Here is a 15,309-nt window from a genome sequence, read left to right on the forward strand (position 1 = left end):
ATTGTGAGCGTGATACTTATTTGGCAAAAAAGAGACGAGGGAAAGTGTGGTGAGCGTTTTTTTAGATGGCCCCTGTTACAATCGGCGCATAACAACATAAGGAACCGGACCATGAAGTCTAAAAGTGCGACGTTAGAAGACGTTGCCCGCCATGCGGGTGTCTCCTATCAGACCGTGTCCAGGGTACTCAACAAATCTGCCAATGTATCCGAAGCCACGCGTCTCAAGGTTGAGAAATCCATAGAGTTATTGCGCTACGTCCCCAACAGGCTGGCTCAACAGTTGGTCGGCAAGCAGAGCCAGACCATTGGGCTGGTGACCACTTCGCTGGCGCTGCACGCGCCATCGCAGGTGGCCGCGGCGGTAAAACGCTACGCCAACCTCGATGGTTACCAGGTGCTGATCTCGATGATTGATGAGAACGTCAATCATGATATCCAGTCTGCTATCAACGAACTGAAATCACAGCTTGTCGATAAAGTGATCATCAACGTGCCGCTGGAGACCGAACAGGCGCAGCGCATCGCGTCTGACAACGATGATATCGTCTGTCTGTTTCTCGATGTTGATCCTTACAGTTCGGTGTTTAACGTTTCGTTTAACCCGGCAGACGGAACCCGTGCCAGCGTCAAACACCTGTACGATTTGGGGCACCGGGAGATTGCCTTACTGGCCGGACCGGAGAGTTCCGTCTCTGCGAAGCTGCGCCTGAAAAGCTGGATCGAAACCCTTAACGGCTATGGACTGAAACCGGTGATGGTTTTCCACGGTAACTGGGACGCGCAGAGTGGTTACGCCGGTGCGCTACAGATGCTGCGTGAAACGCCAAACTTTACCGCCGTGTTGGTAGGTAACGACCAGATGGCGCTGGGCGTATTAAGCGCGTTTCATCAGCACCAGGTGGCGATCCCCGGTGAGAAATCGGTCATCGGTTACGACGACACCTACGAAAGCTCGTTCTTTTATCCGGCGCTGACCACCGTCTCGCTGGATCTTGATTTACAGGGTAAGGAAGCGGTTCGGCGGCTACTCGACAGCGGTCACGGCGATGCCACTCGCAGCTCTTCGGTACTGCCGGCGCGGCTCATTGTGCGCCATTCCACCGGGGCACTGCAGGCGCAGGGCACCAACCTGCAAGAGATTGCCCAGCAACTGCAAGCCATTGCGCACAAGTTATGGAAATGATCGCGCTTTAATGTCGCCTGTCACCCGGCATGTGTGCCGGGTGATATCACCGCACCGGTTCACTTTACAATCCCTTATTCCGTCTTTCCGCCATGTCTATATTTTCGGGCTTGCGCTGAGGCTGCATTTATTTTCGGATTTTTAATTTTATTAATTAACAGAAAAATAACAGGCAACTTGTTAATATTTCTCAATTCATTGAATGCAATAAACGGCAAGTAAAAAATGCTCTTGCCTGGTAGCGGTTCATCAATTTGCTGTTAAGATAACACTTGCGTGAGGATTAATGTCGACGTTTTAGTGGAAGTGTTATTAAGCGTTTACTTAACTGATAAATGCATCGTGGTTTTAGCGGTAACAGTAAATTGGATATATTTAATATTTTAACTTTCGGGCGTTATTTTTCGATGTAATAGCGTTTTATTTTATCTGTTCCATTAATTTATCTTCCACGACTGTCACGAATTATGCAGTTGGTGTCGTGGTGCGTTCGCATTAGCTGTAGGGCATTCTGCCCGTATTTGACCGGAATAGATTACAGGAACGCTTATTTTTAAATATAAGGAAGTTCTATATGGAAAGGATGGGGAAACCTAATTCAGATAAGTTAGTACCGCAATTCTCTGTAACCTCGCAACCCGGCATGGCGCACTACCCACTCAATAGCGTGCCGAATATGAAAACCCCGCTTACGCGCCTTTCCTGCGCAGTGAGACTTACCTTTCCAATACTCCTGTTTTTTACGGGCATTCCTTATGCAATGGCCGTAAATATTACGCAAAACACCCTCTACGATAAGCCGGTTAACGATATTAATGATGGCCTTAACTTCACTTCGAATAGCGGTCTGGAAATTACCGCCGGGGCTGGCACCGTGAATGTCACAAACGGCGCAGGTCCGTATGCAGTAGAGATGGACAACGCTTATTTATGGTTACATGGCGGTTCGCTTAATGGCGCAGGCGATCTGCTTGTGAAGGGGCAGTCGCAGATTCAGTTCGGCGGAGCACAGATCGGTGGTGTCCCCGCCTTGACAAACGGATACGGCGGCACATTTACATTCGGAAATCTTGTGACAGGCGCCGGTGCTGGCACGTCAACGGCTATCAATATTTATGATGCGCAGTCGGTAATCGTGGCCAGCAGCATCAACCTGCAGTCTGAAACAAGCCAGTATGTCCAGACTGGCGGCACGACCACGGTGGCGCATGATATGTCAATTTCACCCAGTGGCGGCGCGGCGAGTGGTGGGTTATCGGTTAGCGGTTCCGCGATCCTGAATGTGGGCGATAATCTCACCGCCGATCTCGCTGGCGGTGGCATAGGGTTACATATTGCCGATGGCGCAACCGTCAACGTTGGCGGCGATTTAACGCTTTCTAATAATCAAATACTCAATGATATCAATGCGGTTGCGGAAAACGCATTAATTCGCAATGCGGACGTGCATGTTAACGGTGATATGAACCTTAACGGTACGCATGCCGGCGACACGGCGTGGCAAATACATGGCGGTTCTTCCGGGCAACACGTGGTAATCGACGAAAATATGAATCTCAATGCCTCGGCCACCGGTAATAACATGAAAACGGTACTCGGTAATAATGCCTGGGTGGAAGTGGGAGAAAATATTAACCTTAGCAGCGTATCTGGAGCAAATAACACCCTTTATATTGGCGATGCATTAACGGATGAGCAAAATCATATTCGGGCGAGTCGCATCATTATGAGTGGGGCTGGTGATAATAAAGTCATTTTTAATAATGATTTCTCAACGCAATCGAATGATGACGGCTATATTTTTAATATGCAAATATTGGGTGAGGGTGGTGTTGAATATCAGTCGGGACATACCACGCTCGGTTTAGAGTCAGATTATAGTGGTGATACAGTAATTAGCGGCGGTTTAGTCACCATTAAACATACGAAAGCACTGGGATCAAATACTATAACAATTAATACCGACGCCAACGACCGGTCGCAAGGTCTGGAAATTGCCGGGATGGAACACTACGCCTTCACCAATAGAATGATCGGCACGGGTATGACTACCGTATCAGGGGATGTCATCATTTTTATTAATAAAAACACCTATGCCGGAATGTGGAATATCACCGGGAAAGCAGCAGCCAGTAAGGATTTATTATTCAGTAATAACGCCTTTGGCACGGGTACTATGAATGTCGATGCAAGTGGGGAATTCACTGCGCAAACAGACGCTGCTTTCGAATTTAATAATCACCTGACCGGTACGGGCGACTTTATCGCCGATAATAACCATAATTCATTTAATTTTACCGCTAATGTCGGGCGTGATTTTTCCGGCGATGTCTATCTCAGGAATAATGATTTTCTGCTGGGTGGGGTCAATACCGCCGCGCTCACCCAGGCCACACTGCATGTTGAAAACGGCAACACCACCACCGTTGGCGCAGGCACCCAGTCGATTGGCGGTCTGGCTTTCAACGGCGGCACAATGGTGTTTGGTGATATCGACTCCCTGCCTTTGGTGGAGGCGGCCGGAAATGTGGATTTGTCCGGGCGGGGCACAATTCAGATCAGCAACAGCAGCAGCTTGCAAAATACGTCACAGACGCCGGATACCAGCAAACCGCTCCTGCAACAGGATGAGTCCGGTGTTGCGCTCAGGCTAGTAGAAAGCCAGCAAGCCGTGACCGGCGCCGGCGGAAATTTGCTGCTCGTCGATGAACATGGTCAGGCTGTTTTCGCGGAAACGGAGCACGATGTTATGCAAAATGGCCAGACAGTGGCGAAAGGGCACTATGACTATCGTCTTACCAGCGGTAGTGGCGCGGATGGTATGTATATCAATTACGGGCTGACTAAGCTTGAACTACTGGCGCAGGGCAATGACGCCCTGACCTTGAATGCCGACGGCAACAGCGGTAACGCCGCCGATCTGAGCGCGAAAGTCAGCGGAAGCGGTGATTTACAAATTAATACCGACACTGCGGTTTCATTATCCAATCGGGATAACGACTACACCGGCGTGACGCGGATGGTGGCAGGTGAGTTGCGCTTAGCAAACGATCAGACTCTGGGCAACACTTCATTGGTCGACATGGCCTCCGCAACGGTGCTGGACATTCATGGCTACCAGCAAACTCTGGGCGCGGTGGAGAGCCAGCAGGGATCGCGGATTGATCTGGCGGGCGGCAACCTGACAGTGACCAAAGGCGGCGATATCGCTGGTGCGCTTACCGGCAGCGGCGCGTTGAATTTCACGGGTGGGCAGATGGCTATCCACGGTGACAATACCGCGCTCAGCGCCGACATCACCATAAAATCGGGGGCGTCAGTCACCCTTGATACTCCCCGGGGGCTGGGGACCGCGGGCATCGACAACCTCGGTTTTCTCAAATTTAACAGCGCCTCCGGTCTGTTTGAAAATCAGCTCACCAATAACGGCATCGTTGTGCTGAACGGCAGCGACATTCAATTTTCCGCGGACAACACCCATTTCGGCGGGACGGTTGAGATTCGCGACGGCAGCCAGCTTACGGTGAATACAGGAAATCAGCTGAGCTCCGCTTCGATAATCAATGACGGAACGCTTCGGCTGGTGACTAACGATGATTGGACAGTGCAAAACAGCGTGACCGGTTCCGGCGGGCTGGAAAAAAGTGGCCTCGGTGTCATTACGCTTTCGCAGGCTGCCGCACTCTACAGAGGCGAGACGAATATCCGGACTGGCGGTGTGAAGTTTGGCTCCCCCGAGGAGCCATTTACGCTTGAATCATCGCACGTCAATATCTATCAGGGCGCGGAGCTTATCGGCAACGGCGCGGTCGCGGGCGATGTCACGAATGCCGGCACGTTGTCGATTGGAGCCGGGAAGCAGTCTGCACGCGCGGCCGGTGCTGCCGCAGTGAGCGATGTTTTAACCATTAACGGCAACCTGAGTAACAGCGGCACGGTTCAGATAGGTGCGGCCAACAGTGGCAAAGCGCCGGGTAACCAGCTGGTAGTGAAAGGAGATTACCAGGGCAGAATCGGTTTGATTAATTTCAATACCGTTCTGGCGGATGACAGCGCCGCAACGGAAACGCTGCGCGTGGAAGGGGGTACCAGCGGTACGACTATGGTCAGCGTTAACAATGTTGGCGGCACGGGCAGGCAAACGCTGAACGGGATCCGGCTCATCCAGGTTAAGGGTCGCTCCGCCGGGCGATTTACCCAGCTGGGGCGAATTGTCGCAGGCGCGTATGAATACAGGCTGGTACGCGGCAATGGACAGGATCGTGCGCACTGGTATTTAAGCAACCAGATGCAAGAAATCATACCGCCTGATCCGGAGGACCCGCCGGTCGACCCCGAAGATCCACCGTCTGAACCCGAAGTTCCACCGAACGAGCCGGAGCAGCCGCCGTCTGAGTTACCCGCACCTGACCCGACGCCACCGCAATCCACTAAGCCGGTAAATCGCCCGGAAGGGGGAAGCTACACAGAAAATCTGGCGGCAACCAACCGCATGTTTGCCTTCCGTTTGCAGGATAGCGAGACCGATAACGCGCAGCAGGGCGGTACAGCAGAGAGCAGCATGTGGATGCATCAGGCGGGAACACGTAACCGCTCGCGCGACGACAGCGGGCAATTGAAAACCGCGTCGACTCAGTACGTAATGATGCTCGGCGGCGACCTGGTACAGTGGCGCGACGGTCGCCAGGGGCGCGGGCGTGTGGGCGTCATGGCCGGGTACGGAAACAACCACAGCCACACGCACTCGACCATCAGCGGTTACGACGCTGACGGTCGGGTAAATGGCTACACGGCAGGCGCATACGGCGCATGGTATGCCGACGATCTGAATAAAACCGGTCTGTATGTGGGAAGTTGGGCGCAGTATAGCTGGTTCAGCAATTCCGTCAGCGGTGAGGAACTCGCTACCGAGGCGTATCACGCCAAAGGCGTCAGTGCGTCCGTTGAAACCGCCTGGAACTGGAAAGCCGCTGAGTTTTCCGGCAGCAATGGTTCGCGGACAAACTGGCACATCCAGCCGCAGGCGCAGGCTATCTGGATGGGAGTAAAAGCTGAAGATCACCGCGAAGCAAACGGCACGCGCGTCAGTGGCGAAGGGAGTAACGCGCTACAAACGCGGCTCGGGATCCGCAGTTGGTTGAACAGCTATGACGGGCGTGATAATGGCAACGGGCGCACGTTACAGCCGTTTATCGAAGCCAACTGGATCCACAATACCCGACAGTTCGCCACACGTATGGATGGTGAAAGAATCAGCCTGGCGGGCGTGGAGAATGTCGGCGAAGTGAAAATCGGTATTACCGGCAGGTTGAACCCGCAGCTGAGTCTGTGGGGCAATGTCGGCCATCAACTCGGCAGCAAAAGCTATAGCAGTACGCAAGCGACGTTGGGTGTTCGTTATGAATTCAAATAGTTGCCTGTACACTTCTCTTTGTAAGGTTTGCCCGCATGTGGTTCTTGTACAGGAAGGCCGGTTTACAACACCGGGCGGGCGCATTATCCTGAGTGGCGGTTACTAAACGGTTAACCACAACATATTGATTTTTAAATGACTCGGGGTGCCCTTCTTTGTAAAGGCTGAGAAATACCCGTACCACCTGATCTGGATAATGCCAGCGTAGGGAAGTCAGATGCCTGCCCGGCATCCCTTCTTCACGCCGGGCAGGAGCGAAACCATGCAACCTGACCTGCTTGATCGTGTGCAACTCGCACATGCGTTACAGCAATTCCGCCGCCGTTCTCCCCTTGTGCACTGTATGACCAATGACGTCGTACAAACCTTTACCGCTAACGTGCTACTGGCGCTTGGCGCATCACCCGCGATGGTGATTGATAGCGAAGAAGCGCCGCAGTTCAGCGCCATTGCCGATGCCCTGTTAATCAACGTGGGTACCTTAACGCGCGAACGCGCCGCAGCGATGCGCGCGGCGGTCGAGAGCGCGAAAGCCGCGCATAAACCCTGGACACTCGATCCCGTTGCCGTTGGCGCGCTCACGCTACGCACACAATTCTGCCAGCAACTGCTGGCGTTGCGCCCGGCGGCGATCCGGGGGAATGCTTCGGAAATCCTCGCGCTTGCCGGTATGAGCGCAGGCGGGCGTGGGGTGGATACCACCGACACCGCCAGCGCGGCACTGCCTGCGGCGCAGGCGCTGGCGCGACAAAGCGGGGCGATTGTCGCGGTAAGCGGCGAAGTGGATTACATCACCGATGGCCCGCGTGTGTTGATGGTGACCGGCGGTGATGTGCTGATGACGCGCGTGGTGGGTACTGGCTGCGCACTCTCTGCGGTGGTGGCCGCCTGCTGCGCACTGCCGGGCGATAAGCTGGAAAATGTCGCTGCGGCCTGCGCGTTTATGGCGCAAGCCGGTAGCCTGGCCTGTGCGAAGAGCGCAGGACCGGGCAGTTTTGTTCCCGCCTTTCTGGACGCGCTGTACACGCTGGGAGGCAATGCATGAAACGCATCAACGCATTAACCATTGCCGGCACCGATCCCAGCGGTGGGGCTGGCATTCAGGCGGATCTGAAAACTTTTTCCGCGCTGGGCGCATACGGCTGTTCGGTGATCACCGCACTGGTGGCGCAAAACACCCGTGGCGTGCAGTCGGTGTACCGCATTGAACCCGACTTTGTCGCCGCACAGCTTGATTCCGTGCTCAGCGACGTGCGTATTGACACCACCAAAATCGGCATGCTGGCGGAAACGGACATTGTTGAAGCGGTCGCGGAACGGCTGCGTCGCTATCAGGTACGCAATGTGGTGCTGGATACGGTGATGCTCGCCAAAAGTGGTGACCCGCTGTTATCGCCCTCAGCGGTCACTGCGCTGCGTCAGCATTTACTGCCACAGGTTTCACTTATTACGCCTAATTTGCCGGAAGCCGCCGCGCTGCTTGATGCGCCACATGCCCGCAGCGAACAGGAGATGCATGCGCAGGGCGAAGCGCTACTGGCGCTCGGCTGTGAAGCGGTGCTGATGAAAGGCGGTCATCTGGATGACGCCGAAAGCCCTGACTGGCTGTTCACGCGCGACGGGGCGCTGCGCTTTAGCGCCCCGCGTGTGAAAACGAAAAACACCCACGGTACGGGCTGTACGCTCTCCGCCGCGCTGGCGGCGCTGCGCCCGTGCCATGACGGCTGGGCATCCACCGTGGTGGAAGCAAAACAGTGGTTAACGGCGGCGCTCGCGCAGGCAGATACGCTGGAAGTGGGGCACGGCATTGGGCCGGTGCATCACTTTCACCAGTGGTGGTAAACCGCTATATGAAACGTGCCAGCAGATAATGCTGAAAAAAAGGCCAGCGGTGGAAAATCTGACAAGAGGGAACCAGGCTTATCTCTGCCTGCCGTCAGGCAGGTAAGGATAATCCAATTCGCTTTGCGCGAAGCTTACGGGAGCATAGCTATGACTGATATTGTGCAGTTACTAGGCAAAGACGCCGACAGCCTTCTGCAACACCGTTGTATGACCATCCCCGCTGACCAGCTCTATCTGCCAGGACACGATTATGTTGATCGCGTAATGGTCGATAACAACCGCCCGCCGGCGGTGCTGCGAAATATGCAGACGCTGTATAACCACGGGCGGCTGGCGGGCACGGGCTATCTGTCTATTTTGCCGGTCGACCAGGGCATTGAGCACTCGGCGGGCGCGTCGTTTGCCGCCAACCCGCTCTACTTCGATCCGAAGAACATTGTCGAGCTGGCGATTGAAGCCGGTTGTAACTGCGTGGCATCCACTTACGGCGTGCTGGCGTCGGTTTCGCGCCGTTATGCGCACCGCATTCCTTTCCTGGTAAAACTGAACCACAACGAAACGCTCAGCTACCCTACCGAATATGACCAGACGTTGTACGCCAGCGTCGAGCAGGCGTTCAATATGGGCGCGGTCGCCGTCGGGGCGACGATCTATTTCGGTTCAGCGGAATCACGCCGCCAGATTGAAGAAATTTCCGCCGCCTTTGAACGTGCGCATGAGCTCGGTATGGTCACCGTATTGTGGGCGTACCTGCGTAACTCATCGTTCAAGAAAGATGGCGTTGATTACCACGTTTCCGCCGATTTAACCGGCCAGGCGAACCACATTGCCGCCACCATTGGCGCCGACATTGTGAAGCAGAAAATGGCGGAAAATAATGGCGGCTACAAAGCGGTGAATTTTGGCTATACCGACGAGCGCGTCTACAGCAAGCTGACCAGCGACAACCCGATTGACCTGGTGCGTTACCAGCTGGCGAACTGCTATATGGGCCGGTCCGGGCTGATTAACTCCGGCGGCGCGGCGGGCGGCGATACCGATCTCGGCGACGCGGTTCGTACGGCGGTTATCAATAAACGCGCGGGCGGCATGGGGCTGATCCTTGGCCGTAAAGCGTTCAAGAAAACCATGGCCGAGGGCGTGAAGCTGATTAACGCTGTGCAGGATGTCTATCTTGACGAGAAAGTGACCATCGCCTGATTACCTTTTACCCTCTCCCTGGCGGGGGAGGGTAAATAATCCATCGCCTTTATTTCATCTTACCTGCGTCTCAATCCCCTGATTGCATTCCGTCTTTTTGTGAAAAACGTCACGCCGCGTCGTGCATATGTCTAAAAAATGCCCCTCGTTTAGCGAAACTTGCCCGAAGTTACGCGCTATTTTTGTGCATAATATTTATTTATAAAACAGCTTTTCAAAAAATATCAGGGAACCAGAATGAAAATTGAATCAGTAAACGTCACCGTGTTTCAGCATCCCACGCGCCGCGTTTCCGACAGCGCCGGGCACTCGCATCCAGGGCCGGAAAAACAGGCCAGCATGGCGATGCTGACGATCGCCGCAGACGATGGCAGCAAAGGCTATTCCTTTGCGCCGCCGGAAGTGGTGCGCCCGTTTGTGCTCAACGCTTTTTTTCGCAAAGTGATGCTCGGGCAGGATCCGTTTAACCGCGAGCGCATCTGGCAGGATCTGGTGCACTGGCAACGCGGCAGTGCGCATCAGTTAACCGAGCGCGCACTGTCATTTGTTGAACAAGCGCTGTGGGATTTGATTGGCCGCAAATTAAACATGCCGGTGTACAAGCTGCTGGGCGGTTATCGCGACAAAGTCCCGGCGTATGGCAGCACCATGTGCGGCGATGAGTTGGAAGGCGGCCTTTCGACGCCGGACGAGTACGCCGCCTTCGCCGAAAAACTGGTGGCGCGCGGCTACAAGGCCATCAAATTACACACCTGGATGCCACCGGTGAAATTCGCGCCGAACCCGAAAATGGACGTCAAAGCCTGCGCCGCGGTGCGTGAAGCGGTCGGCCCGGATATTGAACTGATGCTTGATGGCTACCACTGGTACAGCCGCACCGACGCGCTCTATATCGGCAAGGAGCTGGAAAAACTCAACTTCGCCTGGTTTGAAGAACCGATGGACGAAGCGAGCATGTCCTCTTACGCGTGGCTTGCGGAAAATCTGTCGATTCCGGTTATCGGGCCGGAAAGCCTGGGCGGGAAACACCATAGCCGCGCCGACTGGGTAAACGCGGGCGCCTGTGACATTCTGCGCGCCGGAGCCAACGGCGTGGGCGGCATTTCGCCAGCGCTGAAAGTGGCGAACCTGGCGGAATCATTCGGCATGGATTGTGAAGTGCACGGCAACGGCGCGGCGAGCCTGGCGGTGATTGGCGCCATCCGCAACTGCCGCTGGTACGAGCGCGGTTTGCTGCACCCGTTCCTCGATTATGATCAACCGGCGGCGTACTTAAACAGCCTGATTGATCCGATGGATGAAGAGGGCTTTGTTCATCTGCCGCAGCGACCGGGGCTCGGCGAGGACATCAATTTCGCCTATATCGAAGCCAATACCGTCAGCCACGACTGACAGATAATAAATACCCTTGTCATTCACCCTCCGGTTCGCTGATTTCAGCGGGGGGGGGTTAAGCCCTCGCTGCGAGATGTTCTCAAATTAATAAACTATGGGTTGCTGAGATAACCGTCAGTCGCAATGCAGCAAAAAAGGCCTGGCGGCGCTTGCGCTCACCGGGTCTGTCAATTTGCTTGCAACACGCTCGTAAGGCTGCGGCGCGTTAACGCAATAACGGGCAATCCGGTGGCAACCGGCATTGCAGCGCATTCGGCACCACTTCAATACGAAACTGCTCGCCACGCAGCGGTTCGCCGTCGAGATTAAACGTCATTTCATGCGGGGCATTAATTTCAAACCACGCCGATTTCCCGTCGACAATATGCGGGTTATCTTCCGGCTGTGTCAGGGTGGTAAACAGCGCGGGAAGCAGTTCATCACCGGTGAAAATCCGTAGCTGTAATAAGCCGTCATTGATCAGCGCCTGCGGGCAGAGCTGCTGTCCGCCGCCCGCCTGGCGGCCATTGCCGATGCCGATCACCAGTGCATCGCCCTGCCAGTGAAAATCCTCACCACTTATTTCGCAGCGATCCGCTTTCAGCATATCCATGCGCATCAGGCCGTGGATCAGATAGGAGACGCCGCCGAGCGCGGCTTTAAGTTTTTCCGGCGTTTCGCTGGTAATGCGGGTGCCAAAACCGCCGGTCGCCATATTGATAAAGCAGGTTTTATCGTTCACGCGGGCGATATCAATTGGCACCGCTTTGCCGACAATTGCCAGCTGTAAGGCCTTATCCAGGCCTTCCGGGATGCCGGCGCTGGTAGCGAAATCATTGGCGGTGCCGAGCGGCAAAATGCCCAGCGCCGGGATTGTCTCGCTTTTGCAGTTCACCAGCGCGGTCGCCACTTCGTTAATGGTGCCATCGCCGCCACCGGCAATCACCGTGGCAACGCCAAGCTGCTGCGCCTCTTCGACATAGCGCACCGCGTCGCCTTTTTCCCATGTGACGCGCACCTGAATATCCATGCCTTCGTCGCGCAATAGCGTTACCGCTTCGCGCAGGGCTTCGTCCCCGGCGCTTTTACCGTTGAGGATTAACAAACTTGTGGGAAATGCGCTCATTCTTTTCATCCTGATTGAATTCGATGAGAAAAGTGTATCTCAGGAGAGAAAAGTGGGGAGAAAAAGCAGAGAAAGGATTAAAAAAAATCAGCCTGCGTAAGGGAGATTACGCAGGCTAAGGAGGTGGTTCCTGGTACAGCTAGCATTTATGGGTTATGTTTTTCAGCGAGAAGGATAATACCCGTATTAAACGGGGCGGTATGTGATCCGATTCTAAGATTTTTCGCGCCGAAAAAATAACCCTGTTCAATCACTTCGCGTGAGGATTGCGGGTTGACTGCCCGGTGAAATTGCGCATTAACAGCGCATATTCCAGCGCCATATCCTGCGGAACCGGCAGCCAGACCGTATAACCGTCTCCCGGCGCGACCGGCATGGCTTCGCCTTTGGCGTTTTCCATGTGCTCCAGCGTAAAATTGACGTTGCCCTGCGGCGTCATCAACTCCAGGCTGTCGCCAACGGAAAACTTATTTTTCACCGCTACAGCCGCAAGGTCGCCTTTGCGCTCACCAGTGAATTCACCGACAAACTGCTGGCGTTCGGACACGGAATAACCGTATTCATAGTTCTGGTAGTCGTCATGGGTGTGACGGCGCAGGAAACCTTCGGTGTAACCCCGGTGCGCCAGGCCTTCCAGCGTCTCCAGCAGCGAAGTGTCGAACGGCTTGCCCGCTGCGGCGTCGTCAATCGCTTTACGATAAACCTGCGCGGTACGCGCGCAGTAGTAGAAGGATTTAGTGCGGCCTTCAATCTTCAGAGAGTGCACCCCCATCTGCGTTAACCGCTCAACATGCGCAATCGCCCGCAGATCTTTCGAGTTCATGATGTAAGTGCCGTGCTCGTCTTCAAAGGCGGTCATGTACTCGCCCGGACGCTGGGCTTCTTCAATCATGAACACTTTATCGGTCGGCGCGCCGACGCCGAGTGTCGGTTCAATGTTCTGTACCGGGATCGGTTCATGCACGTGTACGATATTGCCGATGGCATCTTCTTTGCCTTCCTGCACCTTGTATTCCCAGCGACAGGCATTGGTACAGGTGCCCTGGTTCGGATCGCGTTTATTGATATAACCCGAGAGCAGGCAGCGGCCGGAATAAGCCATGCACAGCGCGCCGTGCACGAAGATTTCGATCTCCATCTCCGGCACTTGGGCGCGGATTTCGGCAATCTCTTCCAGCGACAGTTCGCGGGAGAGGATCACGCGGCTCAGCCCCATTTGCTGCCAGAACTTCACGGTCGCCCAGTTAACGGCGTTGGCCTGTACCGACAGATGAATCGGCATCTGCGGGAAGTTTTCCCGCACCAGCATGATTAAACCGGGATCGGACATAATCAGCGCGTCCGGCCCCATATCCACCACCGGTTTCAGATCGCGAATAAACGTTTTCAGCTTGGCGTTGTGCGGGGCAATATTCACCACCACGTAAAACTGCTTACCCAGCGCGTGGGCTTCGTTAATGCCGATTTGCAGGTTTTCGTGGTTGAATTCGTTATTGCGCACGCGCAGCGAGTAACGCGGTTGGCCCGCGTAAACCGCGTCTGCGCCGTAGGCGAAAGCGTAACGCATATTTTTCAGCGTTCCCGCCGGGGAGAGGAGTTCCGGTTTAAACATGATGTTCTCGTTCTGATGACAGGTCAGATAGCCTCACCGAAGTGAGGCCGCAGGGGAGTTCCCCTAAATTTAGGGCGGGAATTGTAGCGCCGCGGGGCAGGGGAGTAAACCCGCGCGTTAGTTCACGCGCAGGTAGGTGCCATCGGCTCTGACGTTATGGCCGAAACCGCAATTCGTCGCATCATCCGTTTTCATCTCCAGCGTGTTGAGATCCGCCGCCAGACTCAGCGAAATGGTGCATTGGGAAATGCCTTCATCACGCAAAATGATGTCGCCTTTGCCGTTTTTCAGCGTCACTTTTTCGCTGAAATCACCCATATTCGGCCCGGAGTACAGCCCCATGATGCCGAAATAAAGACCGGACCAGTCTGCCTGCCAGCTCTCTTTACCCTTAGGTTTAAGCGTGATGACTTCCCACTCGCTGCGCCCGGCGTACTGCCAGTATTCACCCGCGGCGGAAGCCGGTTTTGGCAGCGCCTGCAGCTTGTCCTGAATACGCGCGAGGTTATATTTCGACTTTTCGTCGTCCGGCATAATGGACAGCCACGCCTGCGCTTTACGGTACTCGCCCTGGCGGATCCAGGTAAGCGCGACGTTGTTGTAGGCGGTGGCTATCAACACATCATTCGGTTTATCTTTGCCTGATTCGCACTGCTCCAGCCATGCCACCTGTTCTTCGAAAGCCTCGCGCGCTTTGGGGTAATCTTTCGCTTTGTAATATTGATCGCCTTTTTTGGCGTAATCGGCGATTTTCGCGCAGTCTGCATCCATCTGTGCTTCGGTTAGCTCTGCCTGGCAGTTGAATGCAGCAAATAAGAGTGTCAGCGCACCGTAGTAGTATTTCCTCACTATCCCTTTCCTTTTATTGTTGTTAGGCCTGGCGGCTGACGAAACGATACTATGCCCCAGGCGGCAGCCATCATACAGAGGATTGCGCTGTTGTTCACTGAAGACATATTCGCCGGAGTTATACTTGACGACAGGCCGTGTCAGGCTGCTGTCGGGTCGCTGTCAGGTGCGGATCGTGTTGCTGTCTGCGGGGTTGGGTGACACTACAGGCCGGATTCATCAGGAGAAAGAGTATGAGCGATAACAAAGTAAAAGCATTACGTCTGGCTCGGGCCTGGTCACAGGAACAACTGGCAGAGATGGCGGCGCTGAGCGTCAGAACCGTGCAGAGAATTGAAAATGGCGATCAGCCTTCGCTGGAAACACTCAGCGCACTGGCGGCGGTGTTTGGCGTCAGCGTCACCGAGATTTCCGCGCAGAGCGAGGCCGGCGAAGAGGCGCTGGATAAACGCATCACCGCCGCGCGGGAACAGCTCGACGCCGAAAGCAGTTTCTGGCGCATGTTGATCACCGCCGTTATCGTCTGCGTGCTGCTGTTTTTCCTCAACCGCAGCACCTCGCCGGAGAGCCATTGGTCATTGTGGGTGGCGGCGATTTGGGGCGGGCTGGTGGCGGTGAAAGGGTTGCGGATTTTTGTCTTCGCGAATCTGATTAGCCAGTGGCATAAGCAGCGTTTGCAGCGGTTGCTGCGTAAATAACTCGACC

The 15,309-nt window shown here is 54.9% G+C and carries 10 protein-coding genes and 1 riboswitch; of the genes, 7 read left to right on the forward strand and 3 right to left on the reverse strand.

All coding sequences use genetic code 11. The features are described 5' to 3' along the window. Nucleotides 1-111 precede the first annotated feature (111 nt). The 6 genes from AAIG26_RS09100 to AAIG26_RS09125 all read left to right on the forward strand — a co-directional run bounded on the left by AAIG26_RS09100 (nucleotide 112) and on the right by AAIG26_RS09125 (nucleotide 11,035). Complete coding sequence (locus AAIG26_RS09100) at nucleotides 112-1,185, forward strand: LacI family DNA-binding transcriptional regulator (RefSeq protein ID WP_020454343.1); 1,074 nt, start codon at nucleotides 112-114, stop codon at nucleotides 1,183-1,185. 760 nt (nucleotides 1,186-1,945) lie between these two features. Beyond that, nucleotides 1,946-6,598, forward strand: coding sequence for an autotransporter outer membrane beta-barrel domain-containing protein (locus AAIG26_RS09105; RefSeq protein WP_343180532.1), 4,653 nt, complete (start codon nucleotides 1,946-1,948; stop codon nucleotides 6,596-6,598). Nucleotides 6,599-6,729: 131 nt separating this feature from the next. Next, a riboswitch (TPP riboswitch) is annotated at nucleotides 6,730-6,826 on the forward strand. 34 nt (nucleotides 6,827-6,860) lie between these two features. Beyond that, complete coding sequence (gene thiM, locus AAIG26_RS09110; protein ID WP_343180533.1) at nucleotides 6,861-7,643, forward strand: hydroxyethylthiazole kinase; 783 nt, start codon at nucleotides 6,861-6,863, stop codon at nucleotides 7,641-7,643. Next, the gene (thiD, locus tag AAIG26_RS09115; RefSeq protein WP_343180535.1) at nucleotides 7,640-8,440 is read left to right on the forward strand and encodes a bifunctional hydroxymethylpyrimidine kinase/phosphomethylpyrimidine kinase; all 801 of its coding nucleotides are present in this window, start codon (nucleotides 7,640-7,642) and stop codon (nucleotides 8,438-8,440) included. The genes thiM and thiD overlap by 4 nt, the downstream gene beginning before the upstream one ends. 150 nt (nucleotides 8,441-8,590) lie before the next feature. Beyond that, nucleotides 8,591-9,643, forward strand: a complete 1,053-nt coding sequence (gene fbaB / locus AAIG26_RS09120) for a class I fructose-bisphosphate aldolase (RefSeq protein WP_343180537.1) — start codon at nucleotides 8,591-8,593, stop codon at nucleotides 9,641-9,643. Nucleotides 9,644-9,880: 237 nt separating this feature from the next. Beyond that, nucleotides 9,881-11,035: a mandelate racemase family protein gene (locus AAIG26_RS09125; RefSeq protein WP_343180539.1), complete on the forward strand. Its 1,155-nt coding sequence runs from the start codon at nucleotides 9,881-9,883 to the stop codon at nucleotides 11,033-11,035. 208 nt (nucleotides 11,036-11,243) lie between these two features. Here AAIG26_RS09125 and yegS read toward each other — a convergent pair whose 3' ends face one another. The 3 genes from yegS to AAIG26_RS09140 form a co-directional block, all read right to left on the reverse strand. Next, complete coding sequence (gene yegS, locus AAIG26_RS09130; protein ID WP_313626316.1) at nucleotides 11,244-12,143, reverse strand: lipid kinase YegS; 900 nt, start codon at nucleotides 12,141-12,143, stop codon at nucleotides 11,244-11,246. A gap of 250 nt (nucleotides 12,144-12,393) precedes the next feature. Continuing rightward, nucleotides 12,394-13,755 (reverse strand): tRNA 5-hydroxyuridine modification protein YegQ, encoded by a 1,362-nt coding sequence (gene yegQ, locus AAIG26_RS09135; protein ID WP_020454331.1) that lies wholly within the window; start codon nucleotides 13,753-13,755, stop codon nucleotides 12,394-12,396. A 117-nt stretch (nucleotides 13,756-13,872) separates the two neighbouring features. Continuing rightward, a complete protein-coding gene (locus AAIG26_RS09140) occupies nucleotides 13,873-14,604 on the reverse strand; it encodes a tetratricopeptide repeat protein (protein WP_343180540.1) in 732 nt (243 codons plus the stop codon). Between the two features lie 233 nt (nucleotides 14,605-14,837). On the opposite strand from AAIG26_RS09140, the gene AAIG26_RS09145 reads away from it, so the two are divergent. Then, the gene (locus AAIG26_RS09145; RefSeq protein ID WP_343180542.1) at nucleotides 14,838-15,302 is read left to right on the forward strand and encodes a helix-turn-helix domain-containing protein; all 465 of its coding nucleotides are present in this window, start codon (nucleotides 14,838-14,840) and stop codon (nucleotides 15,300-15,302) included. Nucleotides 15,303-15,309 lie beyond the last annotated feature (7 nt).

The sequence above is a fragment of the Kosakonia sp. PSU_27 genome (assembly GCF_039409795.1).
GTDB lineage: Bacteria > Pseudomonadota > Gammaproteobacteria > Enterobacterales > Enterobacteriaceae > Kosakonia.